The organism is Altererythrobacter epoxidivorans, from assembly GCF_001281485.1.
Classification (GTDB): Bacteria; Pseudomonadota; Alphaproteobacteria; order Sphingomonadales; family Sphingomonadaceae; genus Erythrobacter; species Erythrobacter epoxidivorans.
Map to the genome: position 1 here is coordinate 1,773,369 of NZ_CP012669.1, position 23,760 is coordinate 1,797,128.

22 protein-coding genes and 1 riboswitch are annotated in these 23,760 nt (G+C 62.6%); of the genes, 9 read left to right on the forward strand and 13 right to left on the reverse strand.

The window, feature by feature from the left end; genetic code table 11:
- Positions 1–9: 9 nt before the first annotated feature.
- Positions 10–1,200 (reverse strand): tyrosine-type recombinase/integrase, encoded by a 1,191-nt coding sequence (locus tag AMC99_RS08965; protein WP_157058290.1) that lies wholly within the window; start codon positions 1,198–1,200, stop codon positions 10–12.
- A 227-nt stretch (positions 1,201–1,427) separates the two neighbouring features.
- Positions 1,428–1,886, reverse strand: coding sequence for a preQ(1) synthase (gene queF / locus AMC99_RS08970; protein WP_061925678.1), 459 nt, complete (start codon positions 1,884–1,886; stop codon positions 1,428–1,430).
- Positions 1,887–1,992: 106 nt separating this feature from the next.
- Between queF and AMC99_RS13995 the strand changes: the two genes are divergently transcribed.
- The 9 genes from AMC99_RS13995 (at position 1,993) to AMC99_RS09020 (ending at position 10,377) form a co-directional block, all read left to right on the forward strand.
- Entirely contained in the window at positions 1,993–3,114 is a 1,122-nt protein-coding gene (locus AMC99_RS13995; protein WP_157058291.1) for a hypothetical protein, read from the forward strand.
- Positions 3,115–3,187: 73 nt separating this feature from the next.
- The gene (locus tag AMC99_RS08985; RefSeq protein WP_061925685.1) at positions 3,188–4,030 is read left to right on the forward strand and encodes a sulfurtransferase; all 843 of its coding nucleotides are present in this window, start codon (positions 3,188–3,190) and stop codon (positions 4,028–4,030) included.
- Positions 4,027–5,235, forward strand: a complete 1,209-nt coding sequence (gene metC, locus AMC99_RS08990; protein ID WP_061925688.1) for a cystathionine beta-lyase — start codon at positions 4,027–4,029, stop codon at positions 5,233–5,235. The genes AMC99_RS08985 and metC overlap by 4 nt, the downstream gene beginning before the upstream one ends.
- Entirely contained in the window at positions 5,232–6,299 is a 1,068-nt protein-coding gene (locus AMC99_RS08995; RefSeq protein ID WP_061925691.1) for a mechanosensitive ion channel family protein, read from the forward strand. Before metC ends, AMC99_RS08995 begins: the two co-directional genes overlap by 4 nt.
- 133 nt (positions 6,300–6,432) lie before the next feature.
- Entirely contained in the window at positions 6,433–7,203 is a 771-nt protein-coding gene (cobA, locus tag AMC99_RS09000) for a uroporphyrinogen-III C-methyltransferase (RefSeq protein WP_061925694.1), read from the forward strand.
- Entirely contained in the window at positions 7,200–7,496 is a 297-nt protein-coding gene (locus AMC99_RS09005) for a DUF2849 domain-containing protein (protein WP_061925697.1), read from the forward strand. The genes cobA and AMC99_RS09005 overlap by 4 nt, the downstream gene beginning before the upstream one ends.
- A complete protein-coding gene (locus AMC99_RS09010) occupies positions 7,496–9,127 on the forward strand; it encodes a nitrite/sulfite reductase (RefSeq protein ID WP_061925700.1) in 1,632 nt (543 codons plus the stop codon). Before AMC99_RS09005 ends, AMC99_RS09010 begins: the two co-directional genes overlap by 1 nt.
- Positions 9,120–9,587: a DUF934 domain-containing protein gene (locus AMC99_RS09015; protein ID WP_061925703.1), complete on the forward strand. Its 468-nt coding sequence runs from the start codon at positions 9,120–9,122 to the stop codon at positions 9,585–9,587. Before AMC99_RS09010 ends, AMC99_RS09015 begins: the two co-directional genes overlap by 8 nt.
- Complete coding sequence (locus tag AMC99_RS09020; RefSeq protein WP_061925705.1) at positions 9,580–10,377, forward strand: phosphoadenylyl-sulfate reductase; 798 nt, start codon at positions 9,580–9,582, stop codon at positions 10,375–10,377. The genes AMC99_RS09015 and AMC99_RS09020 overlap by 8 nt, the downstream gene beginning before the upstream one ends.
- A gap of 46 nt (positions 10,378–10,423) precedes the next feature.
- Here the strand turns inward: AMC99_RS09020 and AMC99_RS09025 are convergent, their stop codons facing one another.
- From AMC99_RS09025 to ftsZ, 11 genes are all read right to left on the reverse strand, one after another.
- Positions 10,424–10,837, reverse strand: a complete 414-nt coding sequence (locus AMC99_RS09025) for a hypothetical protein (protein ID WP_061925708.1) — start codon at positions 10,835–10,837, stop codon at positions 10,424–10,426.
- 115 nt (positions 10,838–10,952) lie between these two features.
- Entirely contained in the window at positions 10,953–11,879 is a 927-nt protein-coding gene (locus AMC99_RS09030) for an NAD-dependent epimerase/dehydratase family protein (protein ID WP_061925711.1), read from the reverse strand.
- Entirely contained in the window at positions 11,876–12,991 is a 1,116-nt protein-coding gene (proB, locus tag AMC99_RS09035) for a glutamate 5-kinase (RefSeq protein WP_061925714.1), read from the reverse strand. Before proB ends, AMC99_RS09030 begins: the two co-directional genes overlap by 4 nt.
- A 64-nt stretch (positions 12,992–13,055) precedes the next feature.
- Positions 13,056–14,129, reverse strand: a complete 1,074-nt coding sequence (cgtA, locus tag AMC99_RS09040; protein ID WP_061925717.1) for an Obg family GTPase CgtA — start codon at positions 14,127–14,129, stop codon at positions 13,056–13,058.
- 52 nt (positions 14,130–14,181) lie between these two features.
- Positions 14,182–16,149 (reverse strand): TonB-dependent receptor plug domain-containing protein, encoded by a 1,968-nt coding sequence (locus AMC99_RS09045; protein ID WP_061925720.1) that lies wholly within the window; start codon positions 16,147–16,149, stop codon positions 14,182–14,184.
- Positions 16,150–16,260: 111 nt separating this feature from the next.
- A riboswitch (cobalamin riboswitch) is annotated at positions 16,261–16,445 on the reverse strand.
- Positions 16,446–16,524: 79 nt separating this feature from the next.
- Positions 16,525–17,502: a hypothetical protein gene (locus AMC99_RS09050; RefSeq protein ID WP_198143508.1), complete on the reverse strand. Its 978-nt coding sequence runs from the start codon at positions 17,500–17,502 to the stop codon at positions 16,525–16,527.
- A 175-nt stretch (positions 17,503–17,677) separates the two neighbouring features.
- Positions 17,678–18,418 carry a Bax inhibitor-1/YccA family protein gene (locus AMC99_RS09055; protein WP_061925727.1) on the reverse strand — a complete coding sequence of 247 codons (741 nt, stop codon included), beginning with the start codon at positions 18,416–18,418 and terminating at the stop codon, positions 17,678–17,680.
- A 104-nt stretch (positions 18,419–18,522) separates the two neighbouring features.
- Positions 18,523–19,335 carry a pyrroline-5-carboxylate reductase family protein gene (locus tag AMC99_RS09060; RefSeq protein ID WP_232301358.1) on the reverse strand — a complete coding sequence of 271 codons (813 nt, stop codon included), beginning with the start codon at positions 19,333–19,335 and terminating at the stop codon, positions 18,523–18,525.
- A gap of 71 nt (positions 19,336–19,406) precedes the next feature.
- Entirely contained in the window at positions 19,407–19,913 is a 507-nt protein-coding gene (locus AMC99_RS09065; RefSeq protein ID WP_061925732.1) for a type III secretion system chaperone family protein, read from the reverse strand.
- Positions 19,914–20,054: 141 nt separating this feature from the next.
- Complete coding sequence (locus AMC99_RS09070) at positions 20,055–21,776, reverse strand: tetratricopeptide repeat protein (RefSeq protein WP_061925735.1); 1,722 nt, start codon at positions 21,774–21,776, stop codon at positions 20,055–20,057.
- Positions 21,777–21,931: 155 nt separating this feature from the next.
- Positions 21,932–23,665: a cell division protein FtsZ gene (ftsZ, locus tag AMC99_RS09075; RefSeq protein WP_061925738.1), complete on the reverse strand. Its 1,734-nt coding sequence runs from the start codon at positions 23,663–23,665 to the stop codon at positions 21,932–21,934.
- Between the last annotated feature and the right edge of the window lie 95 nt (positions 23,666–23,760).

Consider the following 23,760-nt stretch of genomic DNA (forward strand, 5'->3'; position numbering starts at 1 on the left):
TCATGGTGGTTAGGCAGGCGACGGCAATCTAAAGCCCACCGGGTCAATCAGACAGCCATTCGGCAATTCGGTGAACTTGCTCTCGCCTGCGCCGAAGACGAGGTCTTCGAGACGCTGTGCGTGGCCACGCAAGTGCTCGACGAGGTGTTCGGCATGGACGTAGCCGCCCGACGCACCCGGAAGCCTCTGGCCAAGCAGAAGCGCACTCTCGGCATATGGCACCCCAGCCTCAATATAGAGCGTTCGAGCATGGTGGCGGTATTCATGCGGGCTCGGCAGCCCTTTCTCTTTCGGCTCCTGTATATGGCCGCTCTTGCTCGTCGGCGATGGCCACAACCACTCGCTATTGAGAGGTCTGTCTGCTTCCAGCCTTGCCCGCAAGATCGCCGCCAGCCGGTGCCCTATCGGAAGGGTCAACGGGTCATCTGACGTCTTCATATGGGTGAACGTGACCGACTGTCGCTCAATGTCCACGTCTTCCCTTCGGACATTCAAGATGGACGAACGGCGAGCACCTGTGAGCAGCATTGCCACATGCAGGTCACGGCGAGCGGGGCTAAGCCGCATTACCTTCTCCCACCACTTGGCCAGGTCCAGTCGTTCGACCTTCCGTCGCTTGGTTTGCGGCACGTGAAGAGCGGCAACCGGGTTGGCCACAAGCGTCTCATCGGCCCTCATCGCCGTGTTGATGATTGCCCTTAGGGTGCGCATAACCGAAGCTGCCGTGGGCTCACCGTGCTTCCTTTTCAACTCTGCAAAGAGGTCTCTCACCATCTGGCGAGAAATGTCGGCCACGGCCTTATTCTTCCAATTCTTGAGATAGCGGTCGAGGTGGTAGCGGTAACCCTCCTCGGTCGCGGGCCTCGGGCTCTTTTCTTCGATATGGGTGTCGAGTGCCTTGGCCAGAGTGATGCCTGTCTCATCGGGTCCATCGGTCGGGTCGATGCCGCTTTGTATTTGGCTCATCAGAACGCGGGCGCGGTTGCGGGCTTCACGCAGCCCAATCCTGTCCACCCGGTCGATCTTGACCCGAACCGTTCGGACGTGACGACCATTGCGTCTCACGTCGCCCTGGCAGGCATAGGACTTTGTGGTCTTGTGGCAGATCACCATGAGGCCCTTCACCTCGGTGTCTCTGTGAATGCCCGACCCGAGCGGCAAATCTCGGATGCGGGCTTCGGTCAGTTTGGTCACGGCCATGTTCGACATTCTCCATTGCGAGCACCGCGCCAGACACCGAACGGCCGCTATCCTTAGCTGCCGTCTGCTGACGCTGATTGCCTTGAATGTCGTGGTTTTACTGACCCGCGAGCGCCTAACTGACCATGATTAGCCGTGGCTGACGCAGCCTTCCCCTTTTTGTAATCATCAGGTCGCGAGTTCGAGTCCCGCAGCCGGCACCATTTTTCAAACAATCTGCCTATCGCTCAGCCGCGGCCGCGATAGCTCGCCACGCCCTGGTCCGGCACCCAGAGCCCTTCGGGCGGAGCGCCGGTCTGCCAGAATACGTCGATGGGGATGCCGCCGCGCGGATACCAATAGCCGCCGATCCTGAGCCATTTCGGCTTCATCTCTTCGACCAGACGCTGGCCGATCCCGACCGTCACATCCTCGTGAAATCCGGAATGATTGCGGAACGAGCCGAGAAACAGCTTCAGGCTCTTGGATTCGACGATCGTGTCGCCGGGCGCGTAATCGATCACGATATGGGCAAAATCGGGCTGGCCGGTCACCGGGCACAGAGAGGTGAATTCGGGGGCCGCAAAGCGCACGAGATAAAGCGATCCCTTGCGCGGGTTTGCCGGATAATCGAGCTGCGCTTCTTCAGGTGAAGCCGGAAGCGCGCTGGTCTGGCCGAGGTGGAGAGTTTCAGGTGTGTCGCTCATGCCGCGCTGTTGCCGCGAAGTGACGTCATTAGCAAGAGATTGGCTGGACGCGGCGAATTCAGAGCCTATTCAGCGCGCAGTCCGCTTTTGCACCCAAATCCAGTTCATGCGCACCGTTTCGACCCTCCTTATTTCTGCACTTGCACTCGCTGCGAGCCCTGTTGGCGCGAGCTCGTTCAAGCTGCCGCCCAACCCGACTTCCACGCCCGATGTCGAAGGGCCGGTGGACGATTCAGGCGTCGTGCCTGTCCGCCCGCGCGACCTTACGCGTCGGACGCCGACGCCGACGCCGACCCCGACGAGCGCACCTACCGCAGCGCCGACCACCGCTCCGCGACCGACGCCGAGTGCGCAGCCCACAGGAACCGCACCGGCCCAGCCGCGCACAGCCACGCCCACGACTCGCGCAACAACGGCTCCGACGGGTGAGCCCTCTCCGCGTGTCGTACCTTCGCCGCAGTTAATCCCGGCCGACACGCTGCCATCTTCGACCCCATCGGCGCCGGTCGAAAGCATCACAACGCAGGTCGATCCCGCTCCTACCGCCTCGATTGCTCCTGTGCAGCAGGAAGCCGATGCCGAGGGCGGTTTTCCCTGGGGCTGGATCATCGGGGTGCTGGCGGGCCTCCTCGCGATAGCCGGAGGCTGGATTGCCTGGCAGCGCCGCGCCGCGCTTGCCCCGCCTCCGCTGATCGAAAAACCGATAGTCCCTGCCGCCGGAGAAGCCATGCTTGCCGGTCTTGCAGGAGAAAAACTGCGCTACGAGCTTGAGCTCGAGGTCGAGGGCGTGACGCGGTCGGTCATGATGCTGACGATCCGCTATCACCTGACGGTATCCAACCGTTCGGACCGCGCATTGCGCGACTTGGCAATCCACGCCGACCTGACCACTGCACGCGCCGGTGCGCCTACCGAAGCGCAACTCGCCAATGACGCAACTTCGCTTCCGCTGGTCGAAACCATCGACCGGATCGGTCCGCACCAGACCAGGACCCTCAGGGGCACGGTGCAGCTGCCGATGCAGCAGGTTTCACCGATTTATCGCGGCCAACACCCGATGCTGGTGCCGCTGATCCGCGTTCGCGCCGAAGCGCCTGCTGCCGAAACGAAGGTGCAGACCTTCATGGCCGGTATTTCGAGCGGCATGTCGGGCGGCAAGCTGTTGCCGCTTTCGCTCGAGGGGCCGCCGGGCGGTTATCAGGGCGTCAGGGCACGCGCGCTCGCCTGAGACGCGACACTCTTCTCGACGCCCTCTCGACGCCCCTCTCGACGCAGGCGCGGCGCGCGGCTAGGTCCGCTGCATGGACAGTCTCGTCAGCACACAATGGCTAGCCGGCCAGATCGGGTCACCCGATCTCGTCGTGCTCGACGCCAGCAGGCATTTGCCGGCTGCGGGCCGCGACGGGCGCGCAGAATTCCTCGACAGCCATATCCCCGGTGCGCGCTTCTTCGACCTCGGGGCTCTCATCGACGACACTTCACCAGTCCCCTCGGCATTTCCGCGGCCCGAACAATTCGCATCCGTTCTTGCAGCGGCAGGGGTAAGCCCGGGCGATAGCATCGTCTTCTACGAAGATTCAGCAGTGAAAACCTCGGCCAGGGCATGGTTCATGTGCCGTGCGTTCGGGCGCGAGAATGTTGCGATCCTCGATGGCGGCCTCGCCAAGTGGAAGGCAGAAGGCCGTCCGCTCGAAAGCGGCGAGGCAGTTTTCGAAACGGCAGAGCAATCGAGCTACCCGCAGCCGACAGGTATACGCTTCAAGACCGACATGCTCGCCAATATCGAAAGCAAGTCAGAAGAAGTGGTCGATGCGCGCGATGCAGGACGGTTCACCGGGGCATTCGAAGACACGGTGCACAACCTTCCGTCAGGTCACATTCCCGGATCGTGCAATCTGCATTTCGCCACCCTCTTCAACGAGGATGGCACCTACAAACCGCTTCCAGAGATCGAGCGGGCCTTCCGCAATGCAGGCATCGATCTGAGCAGGCCGGTCACAGCCACCTGCGGCAGCGGCGTGACAGCCAGCGTCCTGCTTTTCGCATTACACCTGATCGGCCATGACGACTGGGCGCTCTACGACGGCAGCTGGAGCGACTGGGGCAGCGATCCGACCACACCCAAGGCGCGAACCACCGAATGACCGACAATTCCAAGAACAATCGCCCAGCTACCCGGTTGGTAGGGGCAGGCCGCCGACCCGAATGGACGGGCCCGGTGGTCAATCCCCCGGTGTGGCGCGCCAGCACGCATCTCTATCCCGACGAAGCATCTCGCAAGGCGGGTGGGCCCAAGAACGAGGATGGCCGCTTCTATTACGGTCGCCGCGGCGGCCCGACCCAGTGGTCTTTGGCCGAAGCACTGACCGAGATCGAACCGGGCGCTGCAGGTACTGTATTGTACCCCAGCGGTGTCGCGGCAATCGCGGGCGCGCTTATGGCTGTGCTCGAGCCGGGCGATGCCCTGCTGGTGACAGACAATGCCTACGAACCGACGCGGGCGATGGCGACCGGCCTGCTGTCACGATGGGGTGTCGAACACCGCTTCTTCGACCCGCTCGACATCGAATCCTATCGCGGCGCCTTTTGCGAGCGGACGAAAGCGGTCTGGCTGGAAAACCCGGGCAGCCTGACGATGGAAGTGTGCGACGTGCCGGAACTTGCCCGTATCGCGAGGGAGAAAGGCGCGGTCAGCCTGCTCGACAATACCTGGGCCAGCCCGCTCGGCTTCGCGGCGCTCGGTAACGGCTGCGATATTTCGGTGATGAGCCTGTCGAAACATGTCGGCGGCCACTCGGACCTGATGATGGGTTCTGCCACCGCTGGCGAGGCGTTGTACAAACGCCTTCGCATCACCAGCCAGCAACTGGGACAGGTGGTATCGCCCGACGACGCATCGCTCGCCCTGCGCGGGCTTCGCACCATGGGGGTGCGGTTGAAGCAATCGAGCGAGAACGCGGTGGCAGTTGCCAACTGGCTCGCCTCGCGTCCCGAGGTTGCGCAGGTTCTCTGCCCCATGCTGCCGGGTGCACCGGGCCACGAGTTGTGGCGGCGCGATTTCAGCGGTGGCTGCGGCCTGTTCAGCTTCGTCCTGAAAGGGGCGAGCGAGGAACAGCGTGCGAAGCTGATCGATGCGCTGCAACTGTTCGGGATCGGATACAGCTGGGGCGGGTTCGAAAGTCTCGCCATTCCGTTCGACCCGCCTTCGATGCGCAGCGTCATGGCCTGGCCTCCGGAAAATGCCGAGACTGGCGATAGGCTGGGCATTCGCCTATCGATAGGTCTCGAGGATCCGCAGGACCTGATCGCGGACCTCGAACAAGGATTGGCTGCAACGGGAATTTCATGACCACCACGACCACACCTGAAAGCGCCGCCAGCGCATCGCCAGAGGCTCTGCCGCCGGGCCAGGTGTGGAGCCTTGCCGAACCTGCCCCGCCCGAGGAACAGATCGAGGCAGCGCAAGGGCTGAAGGAAGCGGTCGCTGCCAAGAGCGAAACCGCAGCGGGCATCGTCGAGACGCTGGACAACATGGCCGTCAGCATCGGTCATATGCGTATTTCGGTGTGGGACGGCATCGTCACCATCGGCATCATCGTGCTGGTCATCACGCTCGCCTGGATCGGCAGCAAGCTGGCCAAATCTTTTCTCAAGAGGATCACCAAGCTCGATTCCACCCAGCAATTGCTGGCGGAAAAGCTGCTGACGATCGCCGTCTGGGCAGCCGCATTTTTCCTTGGCATCGACCTGCTCGGGATCGACCTTACCGCGCTCGCGCTGTTTTCCGGCGCATTCGGCCTGGCCATCGGTTTCGGCCTGCAGAAGACATTCGGTAATTTGATCGCCGGCATCATCCTGCTGATGGACAAGTCGATCAAGCCGGGCGACGTGATCGCCGTGACCGACATGGCCGGAAACGAAAGCTTCGGTCAGATCCGCAAGATCGGCATTCGCGCGGTTTCGGTGACGACGCGCGACCAGCGCGAATACCTGATCCCGAACGAGAACCTGATGATCAACCAGGTCGAAAACTGGTCATATTCGTCGAAGAACGTGCGCATGCAGGTCCCCGTCGGCGTCAGCTACAACGCCGATCTCGACGCTGCGGAAAAGCTGATGCTGGAAGCGGCCAAGGGTTGCGACCGCGTGCTCAAGGCGCCGCCGCCGACAGTCTGGCTGAGCGAATATGGCGACAGTTCGGTCAATTTCGTTATCCAGGTCTGGATCGACGATCCCGAAGAAGGCGTCGGCAACGTCCGTTCGGCGGTGCTCAAGAACCTGTGGCGACTGTTCAAGGAAAACGACGTCGAAATCCCGTTCCCGCAGCGCGATCTCAACCTGCGGAACAATGAACAGTTCGAACGACTGATCGAAGCGCTCGCCGCGCGTGAGGAAAAGCGCAGCAAAGGCTAGCTTCCATATCGGATACCTGCGCTTCTGAAATCGCTCCTACCATACCGAGTAGCGGCAATTTCAAAATGCAAACTACTAGACCTGCGAGCCATTCTCGTTAGCGGAATCCCGCCCGTGCCCTGAATAAGGCGGCATGAAAAATAGTGGCACCATCTATCTCGTCGGCGCTGGGCCGGGCGACCCGGACCTGCTGACATTGCGGGCGGCGCGCCTGATAGAAAGCGCCGCGATCATCGTTCACGATGGTCTTGTCGATCCATCCATCCTCGCTCTCGCGCGGCCTGATGCAGAGCTGGTTTCGGTCGCCAAGAAGCGTTCGAAGCACACCCTGCCGCAGGAAGAGATCAACGCGCTGCTGGTGCGCGAAGCGCTTGCCGGGCGCGATGTCGTGCGCCTCAAGGGCGGCGATCCGATGATATTCGGACGCGGCGGAGAGGAAGCCGAGGCAGCACGTGCCGCAGGCGTGAAGGTCGAGATCGTTCCGGGCATCAGCGCCGCGAACGGAGCGGCCGCAGCGGCGCAGCTCTCGCTGACGCACCGCGAAGCTTCTTCCATCGTCTCGTTCGTCGCGGGCCAGTGCAAGGGACTGACGGATCAGGACTGGACCGGACTTGCCGGCAAGGGAAGGACGCTCGTCATCTATATGGGCGTGAAAACCGCGCCGCAGATCGCGGAAAAACTGATGGCAGACGGGCTTGCCCCAGACATGCCCATCGCCGTGATCGAAAACGCCGCGCGTCCGCAGATGCGCGTGTTGCGGTCAAGCCTTGCTGGGCTGCCGGAAATGGTCTCGCACGAGCGTGTTTCCAGCCCCGCCCTGATCGTGATCGGCGAGGTCGCTTCGCGCAATAGCCGGGCGGACGATCCCGCCCTTACCCGTATCGCTATGGAGGCGGTTCGATGAAAATTCTTACCGGTAATGACCTCAAATCAGGCGCTGTCGTCTGGTGGGACGGAACGGGCTGGTCGCTCTATGTCGACGATGCCGTCGACGTCGGAGACCGTGCCGACGAAATCGCCAGCCGCGAGGAATCCTCGCGCCGCGTCAACGTACCGTTCGCGATCGAGGCCGAGAAACAGGGCGACCGTGTCCGCCCCCTTCATATCAAGGACCGGATCAGGGCGCTTGGCCCGACTGTCCGTCCCGACCTCACTCTCAAACCCGCCGATCCCGACATCGGCAACTGGGTGATCTGATGTACGCTTACGACAAATACGACCAGGCGATGGTTGACGCGCGCGTGGAAGAATTCCGCGACCAGGCGCGCCGACGCATCGAAGGCAAGCTGACCGAAGACCAGTTCAAGCCGCTGCGGCTGATGAACGGCCTCTATCTGCAGCTGCACGCCTATATGCTGAGGGTCGCCATCCCCTATGGCACGCTCGATTCCCGCCAGATGCACATGCTTGCCGATATCGCCGACAAGTACGACCGCGGTTACGGGCACTTCACCACGCGCCAGAATATCCAGTACAACTGGATCAAGCTGGAAGATGCCGGCGACATCCTTGCCGACCTCGCGACGGTCGAAATGCATGCGATCCAGACCAGCGGCAACTGCATCCGCAACATCAGCTCTGACCATTTCGCCGGGGCTGCGGCGGACGAAGTGACCGACCCGCGTCCCTATGCCGAGTTGCTGCGCCAGTGGTCCAGCTTCCATCCGGAATTCATGTACTTGCCGCGCAAGTTCAAGATTGCCGTGATCGCATCCGACAGCGACCGCGCAGCGATGCGGCTGCACGACATCGGTATCCAGATCGTGAAACGCGATGGAGTCGTCGGAGCGGCATTCTACGTCGGCGGCGGCATGGGCCGTACCCCGATGATCGCACCCTGCATTCGCGAGTTCGTGCCGGTCGACCAGCTGGTCACTTATGCAGAGGCATGCCTGCGCGTTTACAACCGCCACGGCCGCCGCGACAACAAGTACAAGGCCCGTATCAAGATCCTCGTCCATGAAATGGGCGCAGAGGAATACACCCGCCAGGTCGAGGAAGAATTCGCCCACCTGCTGGATCAGGGCATCGAGCCGCCATTGGCCGAACTCGAGCGGATTGCCGGCTATTTCGCAGACCCGGCATTTGAAAGCGGCTTGAGCGCAGAGCTGGATCGCACGGACCCCGATTTCGCCTTGTGGGTCGATCGCAACACCGTTGCGCACAAGGCTGCAGGTTATGTCAGCGCCGTGATCAGCCTGAAACCTGTTGGCGGCATTCCCGGCGATGCGACGTCACAGCAGATGCACCTGATGGCCGATCTGGCGAAGGAGTACAGCTTCGATGAATTGCGCGTCATGCACACGCAGAACATCGTGCTGCCGCATGTGAAGATTGCCGACCTGCACGCGCTGTGGACCGCGCTAGAGGAAGCTGGCCTCGGCGCTCCCAATCTCGACACGATCGAGGACATCATCGCATGTCCCGGGCTCGATTATTGCAGCCTTGCCAACGCCCGCTCGATCCCGCTGGCGCAGAAGATTTCCGAACGCTTCGCATCCAGCGGCCGGACCGGTGAACTCGGCGCGCTGAAGCTCAAGATCTCTGGCTGCATCAATGCTTGCGGCCACCACCACGCGGGCCACATCGGCATCCTCGGCGTCGATAAGAAGGGCAAGGAAAACTACCAGCTCCTGCTCGGCGGCAGCGAGGCCGAGGACACGAGCCTGGCCAAGATCACCGGCCCCGGTTTCGACGAGGACGGGATCGTCGAAGCGGTGGAGAAGGCGACCGACGTCTATCTCGCGCAGCGGACCGACGGCGAGCGTTTCCTCGATACCTATCGCCGCATCGGAATGGATCCATTCAAGGAGGCTATTTATGGCTGACCACAACGCCGCCAATATCGCTGGCACCAGCCCTGACGACGTCCAGTTCCGGTTTCGGGACGACGAGGTCGCCGATCATGCGCAGGTGACGGTCGATGCCTTTCTCGACCAGAGCAATGCCGCTGCTGTCCGTATCGAACCGGGCGACGACGCACGCGCTCTGATCCCGCATCTGGACCGGTTGCGGCTAGTCGAAATCAATTTCCCGGTGTTCGGCGACGGGCGCGGCTATTCTGCTGCGCGGATCCTGCGCGAAGCCGGATACGATGGCGAGATGCGTGCGGTCGGCGATGTGCTGGTCGACCAGGTAGCCTACATGCGCCGCTGCGGTTTCGATGCCTTTGCACCCGACAAACCGCTGGACGAAAGCGATGTCCAGGCGGCACTCGAGCGCTGGCCCTACGCCTACCAGGCGGCTGCCGATGCGGAAAAACCCATCTGGGCGCGTCGCCATGCCTGAATCGGCGTCGAACCTGCGCGAGGCGGACCGCATCGACACAGGTCCGCGCTTCACAGACCACGATGCAGTGCGTCTCAATCGCATGTTTCGCGGCATGGGGACCGAGGAAATGCTCGAGGCCGTCATCAAGGACGACCTCGCCGGCGACCTCGCCATAGTATCGAGCTTCGGTGCGGAAAGCGCGGTCCTGCTGCACCTGATTGCACAGGTCGACCCCGGAGTGCCGGTGCTGTTCCTCGATACGGGCAAGCACTTTCCCGAAACGCTCGCCTATCGGGACGAACTTGTCGACCGACTCGGCCTCAAGAACCTCGTCAACCTGCACCCTTGCCTCGCCGAGCTTGAAATGCGCGACGAGTCCGGCCTTCGCTGGTCATACGACCCAGACGGATGCTGCGAATTGCGCAAGGTAAAGCCGCTGGCGAAGGCGCTGGCGAAATACGATGCCAGTTTCACCGGGAGAAAGGCTTTCCAGTCCTCGACCCGGGCCAACCTGCCCCGTTTCGAGATCGATACTTCCGACGCTCAGGGGCGGCTCAAGATCAATCCGCTGATCGACTGGAAGGCGGAAGATATCGCCGCCTACATGAGCTTGCATGAACTGCCACGCCATCCACTGGTGGAGCGGGGCTTCCCGTCCATCGGTTGCTCGCCGTGCACCCGCCCTGTCGCAGAGGGCGAAGACCCGCGTGCGGGCCGGTGGTCCGGATGGGACAAGACCGAATGCGGCATCCATACGCCCTCGGGTGAAGAAGGCGACCTGCCGCCCGGCTACGAACCGTTCCTGTAGGATCGACGGGGAGCGCCATCGGCACCCCCCGCACAATCAGGTCCAGTTATTCTGCAGTCGCTTCGATGCGTTCGACAGTGACCGTCGTTCCGTCGTCCGGATCGGTCGACACCCAAACGCCATTCTCGTCGATCTTTTCGGGATGGCATTTCTCGACTGCACCTTCCTTGTCGTCGGTGGTGCAGTATTCGCCGGGCTTCTGGACCCAGGTCCCCGTTTCCGTGGTGCCGTCGGCCATGGTTGCAGTCCAGGTTCCGTCTTCGCGGACGTCTTCCATGATGACGGTGCCGTCTGCCCGTGTAACACGGAAATTGCCGTAAGCCGGTCCGCCATCGGCAGCCATGACTTCCGCAGTTTCGGCGGCAGCGACTTCTTCGGTTGCGGCAGCGTCGGGTGCAGTCTCGGTCTCCGAGCATGCGGAGACGGCAGCCAGAACGGCCAAGGCTATGATTTTTTTCATGATTTTCCCCTTATCGTGACTCGAACAGGCGGCTGTTACCGCCATTGCGACTCGCGATCCCGCGCGACCTTACGCCGAACGTTGCGAAGTGGGAAACGGAAGCGGTTCTTTCAGTTCAGAGCCAGCCGTGTTGCCGATACCATTCGGCCGTATGCTTCAACCCGGTCTCACCCGATATTTCGGGCGTCCACACTGCGCCCGGCACTGCACGATCGGATCTGGCGACCCAGTTGGGATGAGCCATGTATCCGACGCGGTCGGCGGTCAGCTTCGCCTTGTTACCGCGGGCCATCCGGTCCAGCCAGGCCGCAATGTCCATCACCGGGCGTGGCAGATGCGGCGCGAACACGCGTCGCCCCACGGCATCGCCGATCGCGGCAGCAAGCTCCTTGTGCGCCCAGCCCCCGACGCGGCCATCGTCAGGCTCGAATATCCGGCGGCGCACCAGGGCCGGTTGTGCATCGACGAGCGTCAGCAGAAGGTTCGCAAGGTCATCGACATGGATGATCGAACTCGCGCCGCGCGGTGGCAGCGGGACGAAGCCCATCTTCGCCGTGCGGAACATCTCGAGGTAGTCGGTGTCGCGGGGTCCATAGACGCCGGGCGGGCGGATGATCGTCCAGTCCAGACCGCTATCCTCGACCAGTTTTTCGGCATCGGCCTTGGACGCGCCGTAGAGCGACAGCCCCGGCTCCCGCGCGGAAAGCGAGGATACGAAGACCAGCCGCTTTGCCCCGGCATTGCGGGCTGCCTCGATGACACGCCGCGTCCCTTCGACATTCACGTCGGCGAATTTTGCCGGATCGGGCGTGTTGGTCAGACCTGCAATGTGGATGATCGCCTTTGCGTCTCCGGTCAGGCGGTCGAGTGCGGCCGCATCGCCCAGATCGCCCTGGATCCAGTCCACTCCGTTTCGCGGGTCTGACGGTACTTTGCGCGCCAGTGCGAGCACCGGCAGGCTGGCATGCCCGGCTGCATCCAGCACGGCCTGACCGACGAAGCCGGTGCCGCCTGTAATCGCGATTGGCGTGGCTTCGCTCACAGCAACACCATGTGATCGCGATGGACGACCGCGCTGCGCGGAGCATATCCCAGCCGCTGCGCCTGGTCTTCCGCTCGTTTCCCGGCAATCGACTGCACTTCGTCGGCATCGTATTCGGCAAGGCCCTGGGCCAGTTCCTCGCCGCGCATGGTCAGGATACGCACGAGGTCACCGCGCTGGAACGCGCCTGAAATGCCGACCACTCCCGCCGCAAGCAGGCTCGCCCCGCCCTTCAGCGCAGTCGCGCAGCCTTCGTCGACCCGAAGCGTCCCCTTGGGCGCCAACCGTCCGCCGAGCCATGCCTTGCGGGCACCATCGGTGCGCTGTGGCAGGAACACCGTGCCGCAATTGGCAGCAACCGCATTGGCGATGGGCGATTCCTGGGTGCCGTCGATAATCGCGAGCGTGATCCCGGCGCGCTCGGCAATCTGTGCGGCGCGCAGTTTCGAAGCCATTCCGCCCGAGCCAAGTCCCGAGGACGAGGACGAGCTCGCCATTGCCAGCACGTCGGGCGTGATCCCATCGACTGTCGGGACCAATTGCGCAGCTTCATCGCGCGGGTCGCGATCAAAAAGGCCTGCGACATCGGACAACAGCAACACTGCGTCTGCACCCGCAGCCTGCGCGACGCGTGCTGCCAGCCGGTCGTTGTCGCCGAACCGAATTTCCTCGGTCGCAACGCTGTCGTTTTCGTTGATGACGGGAACGGCGCCGGTTTCGATGAGCCTTTCCACGGTCGCCGAAACATTGAGGTAACGCCTGCGATCTTCCAGGTCCTCGAGCGTCAGCAGCATCTGCGCCGCGGTCATCTCAAAACCTGCGAAGCTGTTCGACCAGAGCCGCGCAAGCTCGATCTGGCCTACCGCAGCAGCGGCCTGTGCATCGGCAAGGTTGCGCCGTCCGCCGTCGGGCAGGCCGAGTTTCGCAGCACCCAGGGCGATGGCCCCAGAACTGACCACGATAAGCTCGATCCCCTGCGTCCGTAGCGAGTGGAGGTTGCTTGCCAGCCTGTCGAGCCAGTCCACGCGAGGCTGCCCCTGCTCGACCAGCAAGGCAGAACCGACCTTCACGACGAGGCGGCGACATTGATGAAGATCGGCAAGGCTTCGCATCGAAAGCGTCCTTAGCCGGATTTGGACCCTTTCGGGAACGAGGTTTTTCTTAGCCCCGCCCTCGTCAATCCAGCGGCGACCAGTCGTCTGCGTTCTCTTCGGCCATATCCTCGACCTCGTTGCCCTTGGTTTCGGTCGAAGTCCGCTCCGGCAGGTATTGCAGCACGGCGTCCATCAGCTGTTCGATGCCTTCGCCGGTTGCGCCAGAGACCATGAAAACCTTGTCAGCGCCGGCTTCCTGCAGTTCTTCAGCGAACCCTTCGGCCAGTTCCTTGTCGGCAAGATCGAGCTTGTTGAGCACGACGAGGCGCGGCTTGTCATCGAGGCCACCCCCGTATGCCGCCAATTCCTCTTCGACGATGCGCATCGCTTCTGCCGGGTCCTGGTCCCCGGTGCCGGAGATATCGATCAGGTGGATCAGGACGCGGCAACGTTCGATATGGCCGAGGAAGCGGTCGCCGATACCGGCGCCGTCCGCTGCCCCTTCGATCAGGCCGGGGATGTCCGCCAGCACGAATTCGCGCCCCTTGTGATGCACCACGCCCAGCTTGGGGATCAGCGTCGTAAAGGCGTAATGGCCGACCTTCGCCTTGGCATTGGAAACTTGGTTGATGAAGGTCGATTTGCCCGCATTCGGCAGGCCAACGAGGCCGACATCGGCGAGCAGCTTGAGCCGCAGCCACACCCACATTTCTTCACCTGGAATGCCCGGCTGGTGCTGGCGCGGCGCCCGGTTGGTGGCCGATTTGTAGCTGGCATTGCCGCGGCCGCCGAGGCCGCCTTCGAGGAAAACCTCGCGCTGGCCGACCTCGGTGAAGTCGGCGAGCACTTCCTCGCGGTCTTCGGAAAGGACCTGCGTGCCGACGGGCACCTTGATCACGAGATCGGGGGCAGATGCACCTGTGCGATCCTTGCCCTGCCCGTGTTCGCCGCGCTTCGCCTTGAAATGCTGGGTGTAACGGAAGTCGATCAGCGTGTTGAGGCCGGCAACGGCTTCGAACACGATGTCGCCGCCCTTGCCGCCGTTGCCGCCGTCAGGACCGCCGTATTCGACATATTTTTCGCGGCGAAAACTCACCGCGCCGGGGCCGCCAGCGCCCGATTTCAGATAGATCTTGGCTTGATCGAGGAAATGCATGGCGCCCACCTATGCATTTCCTCGTCAAATTGCGAGAGGATTAGAGCGCGCCTCAAAACTCTGCGCGTATTCCTGCAACCACCTGCCGGCCAGGAGATACGAAGCTGAACACCTGTTCGTAGCGTTCGTCGAACAGGTTCTCGATACGTCCGAAGAGGCGCAGGCGGTCGTTCAACCGCGCCTCACCCGCCAGATTGACGAGCGTAAATGCGTCCAGCCTTTCGATTACCGGAATGTAGCTGGGATCGGTGAAGGCGAGATCGTCGGTTGCCCCATTGTGGCGCACGATCAGGGTCGCACTCGCCGCGTCGTCGGGAGCCACCCATCCCAGAATAGCCGAGGCGATGTTGCCCGGACGGCGGACTTCCTCGACCCCGTCTTCCTTTGCATCGAGCCAGGTGTAGGCGAGGTCGAGCGTGATATTGCTGGCGAGCTTCGCCTTTCCGCTCAGTTCCAGCCCCTTGCGGCTGGAAACGCTGTCGCGGTTGGCGGGCGTCGCAACATAGTCCGGCGCCGGATAGGTGGTGTAGATTTCGTCCTTCAGCTCGCTATCGAACCAAGTCGCCGAAAGTTGCACGGCGCCGTCCAGAAGCTTCTGATCGAGGCCGACCTCCCAGCCTTCCGACTTTTCGGGCTTAAGATCGGCATTGCCGATGAATTGCCCGTCGAAATAACCGAACAGTTCGAAGAAGCCCGGGTTCTTGATGCCGCTGCCATAGCTCGCCCGGATTCGCGTACCCGCGGACAGATCGTAGCCGCCGCCAATGCGGTAGGTGGTTTCATCCGCGAAACGCGAATTGATGTCGTGGCGGACGGCGAGCGAGAAATCGATGCTGTCCGAAGCAAAGAGATATTCGGCTGCGAGGCCGGTATTCTCGATCGAGCGCCAATCGGAAAATGCCGAGCCATAGGGGTCGTCGTTGCGGTAGCGTTCCTTCTCCCATTCAGCGGCGAAGGTCAGCGAATGCCTTTCAGGCCCCTCGCCAAAGGCAAACGCACTGACATAGGAAGCCTTCAGTCGCTGGCCGTCGTTCCCCGAGGTGCGCCCGAACGGTCCGAAGGTATCGCGGCGGATGTCCGCGACCTGTGCCGACAGATCGTGGGTCCAGCGATCATCCATTGTCGCAAGCCTTGCGCCGACGAGCGCATAGAGCGCGTCGTTCTCATAGCGCACGCCGGGGGTGTCGATCACCATGCCGAATGTCGGGCTGCTCGGGTCGTAATCCTGGTCGTTGTAATCGCCGGTCGTCCTTGTGAAGCGGCCCACGGCGCGCAGGTGCAGGATGTCGCTCGCCTCGATCCCGCCATTTGCCGACAGGGTATAGCTGTCGCGGCCGATATTGCGCGCACCGCCGCGGGCATTGGGCTCGCCATCGGTGCTTACGACTGTCGCCGACAGCGCAAGATTGCGGACTGCATCGCCCAGGCCAGCGCGCGCCGAGCCGTTGAGCCTACCGTTCGTACCGGCTTCGACAAATGCCCTCAGGCCGCTCGCTACATATCCCGGGGCGGTCTGGTATGACACGACGCCGCCGATCGCATCCGAGCCGTAGAGCGCGCTTTGCGGGCCGCGCACCACCTCGATCCGCGATCCGATTTCAGCCTGCAGCGTTCCCATGTCGAACTCGCCGGCGAACGGGTCTGACACTTCGATCCCGTCGACCAGCACCATGACGTGGTTCGCCTCTGCCCCACGAAGGCGAAGCTGGGTCTGTCCCGGGGTACTGGTGACGGCAACGCCCGGAGTATCGCGGAGGATGTCGGCGACATCGCGGACCTGGCGCTGCTCCAGCGTCTCGGTTTCAAGGACGGTGCCAGCACCGGTGAAATCCTGCAATCGCACAGCACCAGAGCGGCTTCCGGAAACGAGAATACGTTTGCCGGGATAGCAAAGCAGCTGCTCTTCGCCCTGCTCGCCCCCGACGATATAGCAGACGTTCTCTTCATTCTCCTGCGCGGAAACCGGCACAGTATGGGCGAGCCCGGCAAGGCCCGCACCCAGTAAAAGGCATTTCTTCACGTCGGTGATACTCCCGTCTCAAGCGACAGGCGCCACGAGGACCATCCCCGGAGCTGCCCGCTTACGTCGCTCAGACGAAAGGTTTCGCGCCTGGCCAATCCCTGAGCCGGGCAAGAGCGACGCGCTCCGGTCGGTCTCCTGGCTCACGGGTCGACACATCCGGCAAGCCTTCCCGGGCAAGGCCCAGTGGCATAAAAGAGCCGGACGCTCTCCGCTTACAGTTGCAGGGACAGCTGCGGAATGGGATGGCGAACCATCCGCACCGCATTCCCGTTACCGATGCGCGAAATCGCCCCTAGCCACGGGCGTGGCAGGACACAAGCGTGAGGGCAGGATTGAATGTCGGGTGAAGCCCGAAGCCCGGGCCAATCCGCGTCAATTGCCGCGGTTGGCCTCGTCCTTCTCTTCCGTCTGGACCACTGGCTGCGACACGAACTGCGGCGCAGGTCCGCTGGGCTGCGACGGCTGGGTAACCTCGTCGCTGCCGGCTGGCTCGCCCGTCCCGGTGACGAACTGGATCTGCGGCTGCGCCCCCATGTTGACCGGCGCCGTCAGGTCCGACTGGCCCTGCGCTGCCGTGCTTGCGACAGGCGTGTAGGTTACTGCGGTTTCCGGCGGGCTGTAGGTACCCTGGAGCATGGTCGTGGCAGGATCGCCCACCGCGCCATAGGTCCGCACCGTCGTTACCGTCTTGGGACCATAAGCCTCGGTCCACGCGGCGAGGTTCACGCGGTATTGCTCGTAAGCGCGGAAGAAGTTTTCGAACACCGCTTCCATGCGCGGCAGGGCGCTTTGCGCATATGTGCCGAGTTGTCCGGCGGGCACCTGGATCACCTCGTTGCTGACCTGCAAGGAGACGTCGCAGAAATCCGACAGAGCCGGCGGCAGGGCGAAATAGTTATAGACCTGCGTCATGTAGGAATCCTGCTGGTCGCGATAACTCGCACCATAGCGATTGCGGTATTCCTTCTGTAGCGCAGTGTTGGTCGAAGCGAGCTCGCGCTTGTGCGCGTTCAGCATGGTCTTGTAATTGTCGACCAGCGTCGCGTGCTCTGCCCTCAGGCAGTTGAGCGCAGCAACGTTGAGGCCCGAACGCAGGTTCCACAGCCTTTGCGCTTCGGTGATGTTGTTGTTCACCGTATCGCGCAGGCCGTTCGCGCCCATCTGGGGGATCGCCATGACCGCAACCGCGCCGGAAGGCGGCGTGGGTTTCGGCGGAATGACCACACGAACAGGCGGCGGAGGGGGCGGAGGCGGTGGCGGAGGCGGCGGAGGCGTTGCGCACGCGGACAGGGCCGCTGCCCCGATTGCCGCCGTGACGATCTTCAATCCGACCCTGTTACCCGCTCCCATCGTACTTCCTCTTTCAAATCCCGATACGCATATCGCGGCAGGGTGCACATCCCATCCTTGCCGCAAGCTGAAGGTCAAAGCTTACGCTTAGTTTCCGGCAAAGAAAATGCCCGGACCGCCATTGGCAGCCCGGGCATCGACGAGTTGACTCGTACTTGCGATTATCGGTGCGGAATTACTCGCGCGAACCCATGAACCGCAGCAGGAACAGGAACATGTTGATGAAGTCGAGGTACAAACTCAGCGCGCCGAGGACGACGGCCTTGCCCGCAAATTCAGTGCCCCGGCAATAGCTGTACTCGGTCTTCAGCCGCTGGGTATCGTAGGCGGTGAGGCCTGCGAAGATCAGCACACCAAGGAAGCTGATGACCAGCGACATGGTGCCCGAACCCAGGAACATGTTGATCACGCTTGCGATGATCAGGCCGATCACGCCCATGAGCAGGAAGCTGCCCCAGCCCGAGATGTCTTTCTTCGTGGTGTAACCCCACAGGCTGAGACCTGCGAAGGCACCTGCCGTGGCGAAGAACGTCGCAGCGATGCTCGAGCCCGTGTAGACGAGGAAAATCGTCGACAGGGAGAGGCCCATCAGCACCGCAAAGCCCCAGAACATCGCCTGGAGCGTGGTCTTGCTGAACTTGTTTGCGCCAAAGCTCATCGCGAAAACGATTGCGAGCGGCGACAGGGCGACGATCCACATCAGCGGCCCGCTGGCAAAGGACAATGCCAGTCCCGAACGCGCAGTGAGCAGCGCGACGATCCCTGTCAGCAGGACGCCGGATGTCATGTAGTTGTAGATGGAGAGCATATGCTTGCGCAGGCCCTCGTCGAAGGTGACGCCAGAAGCGAGATCGCCCGTGCGCGGGACGGTGCCGAAACCCGGTCGGCTACGCTGCTGTTCGTTCCAATCAGCCATTTCAAACTCCTTTCCGGCGCCGAGCGACGACAAGCCGGTACCGGATATATCGCAACCGGAACGCTGATATTCAAGGAAAACCGGCTTGCATTCGGTGCAAGCTGTTAAGGCTGTTTCGCTGCACCCCTGCCCAATTCGGCGCCCTTGTCCGCGGTCGCGCGCAATGTCTCGACCAGGAGGTTTTTCAAGGCGTTATCGGCATCCAAGATATTCAGCCCCTCGCGCGTCATCCCGCCGGGGCTCGCAACGCGGTCGGCCAGCTCGCCCGGAGAAATGTCCGCACCGGCCGCCAATGCGGCCGATCCTTCGACCGTTGCCAGCGCCAGGCTGTCCGCCATGTCCGGTTCGACCCCCAGGCTCACTGCGGCAGATGCCAGCGCGTCGATGAAGCGATAAACGAAGCCGGGGCCCGATCCAGCAAGGGCCGTGACGATGTCGAATTTGCGCTCGTCATCCAGCCACAGGGCCGTCCCGAGCTTGCCGAACACGTCGAGCGCCGCGGGCTTCTCGCTTTCCGTCAGGCCGCTCTCGCACAGTATCACCGGGGATTTGCCGATGCGCGATGCGAGGTTTGGCATGACACGTACGTGGGCGTGCGCTGCGGGGAAAGCATCACGGAGCGTCGCGCGATCGAGGCCTGCAAGCAGGGAGAACACGGTCACTTCCGGTCCGGTCAGCGACTGTATGCCGGGGGCGATCGCACCCAATTGTTGCGGCTTGAAGCCGAGCAGGACGCAATCGTGCGAACCCGCTTCGGACGCATCGCGGATCAGTTCGACGCCCTCTGGTGCAGCGTCCAGTTGCGGGTCGAGCACGGTGAACCTCGCCGCGCTCTCGCCAGCAGCAAGCCATCCTGCGAGCATGGCTCCGCCCATGTTACCGCATCCGATGATCAGCATTTTTTCAAAATGCGGCACGATGGTTCTCCTGTCGTGAAATCAGCGAATGCTGGCGATCCTTAGACCGGATTGCCCTGACGGCAAGCCTCTCAGGCTTCGCCGGCGGCGTCCACCATGGCGCTCTCGAGCGCGGCTTTCGGGGTCTTGTCGCCCCACAGCACGAACTGGAAAGCGGGATAGAACCGGTCGCATTCGTCGATCGCTGTCTCGACCAGCGCCTGCGCCTGCATGAGCGACAGCATGCCGTCATCGCCGAGCAGCGCGCCGTGCCGGTACAGCAGCACGTCGCCGTTCGACCAGATGTCGAAATGGCCGAGCCACATCTGCTCGTTCACCAGCGAAAGAAGCTCGTAGGCCTCGCCGCGCTTGTGGCTGGCGACCCGGATATCGGGCAGGCAGAGCAATTGCAGGACATTGTCCTCGCCGCGCCAGATCGCGCGGATCTGGTATTTCGCCCAGCTTCCCTGCACCTCGCCCGTGACCTCGTCTTCGGACACGATTTCGCACGGCCACCCACGCGCATCGAACAGCGCAGCCAGCATATCCACTGGTCCGGCGTCATCCTGAGCCGAATATTCCTGCTCGCGCACTCTCATCGAATTGGGTTGCCTTTCGTCATTGCCCGTTGGATGCAATGGCACGAGGGTGGAAAGCAATGGCACGCAAGATGGCTGCTGGGGAGAACCGATTTCGCTTGTTCAAAGCTTGTGAACAAGTAACCGGGGAAACCCTGTAACCTACTGAAGAATTGTGATTTCCTGGCCTTCGGGGCTCGTGAAGGTGAAGGCGTCGAGGTCCTTGCCCTTCAACGCCTTGACGAGATCCCTTGCGGCCGCATCGGAAGCCACCGGACCAGCGAGCAAACGGTTGGCCTGCCCCCACGCGGTCACATGCGGTTTGAAATCCCCAAGCAATTCGGGAGCCTGGCGGGAAAAACGCCGCCAATCGAACTTGAGCGCGGAAAGCTCCTTGCCCGTGGCGACCTGGACCCAGATCCGGCTCGGGTGGGTCGGCTTTTCCGGTTTCGGTGGTTCAGGCGGTTTCTCGCGCGGCACCTTGATCGCGGTAATGTCGACAGCACCTGTTCCAGCATTCGTGCGCGTGGTCGGTCCGGCGGTAAAATCGGCAAATGCGTCGGCGACACTGGGTGCCGGTTCCGGCACCGACTGGACTGTCGGGACGGCTTCGGAACGCTGCGCCGTCTGCGCCATCTGCGGAGGTGCGGCAGGAAGGCTGGACGCTGATGAGGCGACAGGGGGAAGCTCCCCGCTACTTACTTGCGCGAGGTCAAAGGTAGAGACTGCGGGACGCACGACCTCGGTCGGCGCGCTGGCTGGCGGTGCAGCAACGACGGTGACGACCTCTGCCGATGGTGCCTGCTGCATCGGCTGCGGTGGCGGCGGCGCAAGCGATTGTTCGCGGGCGACAGCGGCAAGCCTGCTGCCCGATTGGGCTGGCGGCATGGCCTCCACCCGCGTTGCGGCAGCCACCTTGACCGTATTGTCGGCCTTGCCCTTCGACTTGGCGGCGCTCTTGGTGTTCGTATTCTTCAACCTGATGGGCTTGGGATTGCCGAGCGGCGCCCCTTGCGGAGCCAGCTTGTCGCCAGCCTGAGCAGCAGCCGGTGCCGTAGAACTGGCATATTGGGCAATTCGCGGATCATCGCGGCCGATCTGTGCTGCGCGGGGAAAGATACCGAGATTGGCCGCGGCCGCCTGCTGGGCCTTTGTCAGGCGCGGCATGTAATCGAGATAGGGCGCGATCCGGCTCGCCAGATCTTTCGGCATCACGGCATCGGTGATCGCCCGCGCTTCCTTCGCGTCGCCCAGGATGGCGAGACCAAAGGCACGCGTCCGGTATGCGGCATAATCGCGCTTGTCGAGCAAGGGCCGCAGGGTCGCTTCGAAGCCTGCCCGGTCTCCGGCGATCGCCTGGCTCAGCGCCAGCCGACGGACAATCTCGTCATTGTTTTCGCGCGCAAGTGCGGCGCGATAGCTGGCCTGCGCTTCATAGCCATTGCCGACGAGATCGTAGGCCAGCCCGCGTTCGGGCAGCACTGCGGACGGAGAGGCGCCGGACTTCTCAGCCTCGCTGAACAGGCGCAATGCCTCTACCGGACGTTCCGATCGGAGGAAGATGGCCGCCATCCCCATCTTTGCATCGGCATTGCTGGGCGACAATTCCTGTGCCCGGCCGAAAAACCCCATCGATGCATCGAGATCGTTGAGAGCAAGCGCTGCATTTCCGGCATCGATCAGTGCGCCGAGGTCGCGGGAGTTGGTTGCTAGCCGCTTGAGCGCGCGATTGAGCCGCTGCACATCTGGCGACGGGAGCGGCTGGACCACTTCGCGCGATACCGGCGCATCGCCCGACTGGGCATAGGCCGGAATCGCTGGAACGGTCGCAGCTGTCAGGGCCGTCGCGGCCAGGAGCGCTTTCGGAACATGCTGGAAATTCATGGAGCGGGTCATAATTGGCAACACCTGCACAGGCTAGCCTGACGCGCCTGAACCGGGGTCTAACGGCACACAGGCGCGCCAGGCCGCTTCAGATCAGCGAACCGGACGCGCCTGCGTTTCTACCCTTGTGATTACTGGCGTGATTACTGGCGTGATTACTGGTTGTTCTGGCGACCCAGGAAGCGCGGGATGCTGAGCGAGCCACCCGCATCGCCATCATCATCGTCCTCGTCTTCATCGTCGCTACCCGAGGTGCCGCGCGAGAGGTTTGCCATCCGTTCGAACAGCGTGCTGCCGCCGGCAGCACCTCCGCCGGCTGCACCGCCGCCGGACTCGCTTCCGCCACCGCCCAGAAGGCTCCGGCGCCGACCGCCCTGGGGCTGTTCGACAGGTTCGTCTTCACTCGACAGTTTATCGGCATTGGCCAGGAGATCGTCCTGAGGAGCGCCGCCTGCACCGCCTGCGCCCATGTCGGACGTCAGGTCGAGCGTTTCGTCACCTTCGCCATAACCGCCTTCGTCAGCGCTACCGTATCCGCTGTCCGCGGCAGGTTCCGGAAGTCCTTCGGCCGGATCGGCGTAGGGATCGTTTTCGGCATTACGCAGGCCTGCCAGCGGATCGACGATGCCATCGACATCGTCATCGTCGGCGTCACCCATTTCGTCGCCTGCCTGCATGCCGGTGAGGTCGAAGGGTTCTACTTCACCCTCTTCCTCGTCACCGAAACCCGAAAGCGGTTCGAGAGCAGGTGCTGCATCGCCTTCCGGCTCGCCGTCCATTTCGGTGGCGAGTTCCAGCGGCTCTTCCTCGCCCGAAGTTTCAGGCGCGGCATTTTCCTCTTCCGAATAGGAAATGATCGGACGTTTCGGCGGACGCGAAGCCCCGAGCGACACAGGTGCGCTGGACGACGATCCGGCGACAGCACTGTGATCGATGCCGGTCGCGACGACAGAAACGCGGATCTTGCCATCGAGGTCAGGGTTGAACGCCGAACCCCAGATGATGTTCGCATCATCGTCGACCAGTTCGCGAATGTGGTTTGCAGCTTCGTCGACTTCGAGCAGGCGCATGTCCTCGCCGCCGATGATCGAGATGATTACACCCTTTGCGCCCTGCATGCTGACACCGTCGAGCAGCGGGTTGGCGATCGCGCGTTCCGCAGCTTCGAGAGCGCGGTTTTCGCCTTCGCTTTCGCCGGTACCCATCATCGCCTTGCCCATCTCGCTCATCACCGAACGCACGTCGGCGAAGTCGAGGTTGATGAGGCCGGGCATGACCATGAGGTCGGTGATTGAACGGACACCTTGCTGCAGGACTTCGTCCGCCAGCATGAAGGCTTCCTTGAAGGTGGTTTCCGCCTTCGCGACCAGGAACAGGTTCTGGTTCGGGATCACGATCAGCGTGTCGACATGCTTCTGCAGTTCGTCGATGCCCGATTCAGCAGCGCGCATGCGGCGCGTGCCTTCGAACAGGAACGGCTTGGTCACGACACCGACGGTCAGAACACCCTTGCGGCGGGCAGCTTCGGCGATAACGGGCGCCGCACCGGTACCGGTGCCGCCGCCCATGCCGGCCGCGATGAAGACCATGTTGACGCCTTCGAGAGCATCTTCGATCTCGGCTACGGTTTCTTCAGCCGCCGCCTTGCCGACTTCGGGCCGTGCACCGGCACCCAGGCCACCGGTGATTTCCGGGCCGAGCTGGATCCGCTTTTCCGCGGTCGAGGCATTGAGCGCCTGCGCATCCGTATTTGCCACGATGAAATCGACGCCTTCGATTTCGGCTTCGATCATGTTGGCGATCGCGTTTCCGCCTGCACCGCCGATCCCGATAACGGTAATGCGGGGCCGCAGTTCTTCGTTCGACGCAGGTCCGATATTGATGCTCATCAACTATTCCTCCGGATGCATCGCACCCAAAACTAATCTGATTTACTGTGGCACAGATAGGAAGCGCCGTTGATAGCGCGAAAACCCTTATCCAC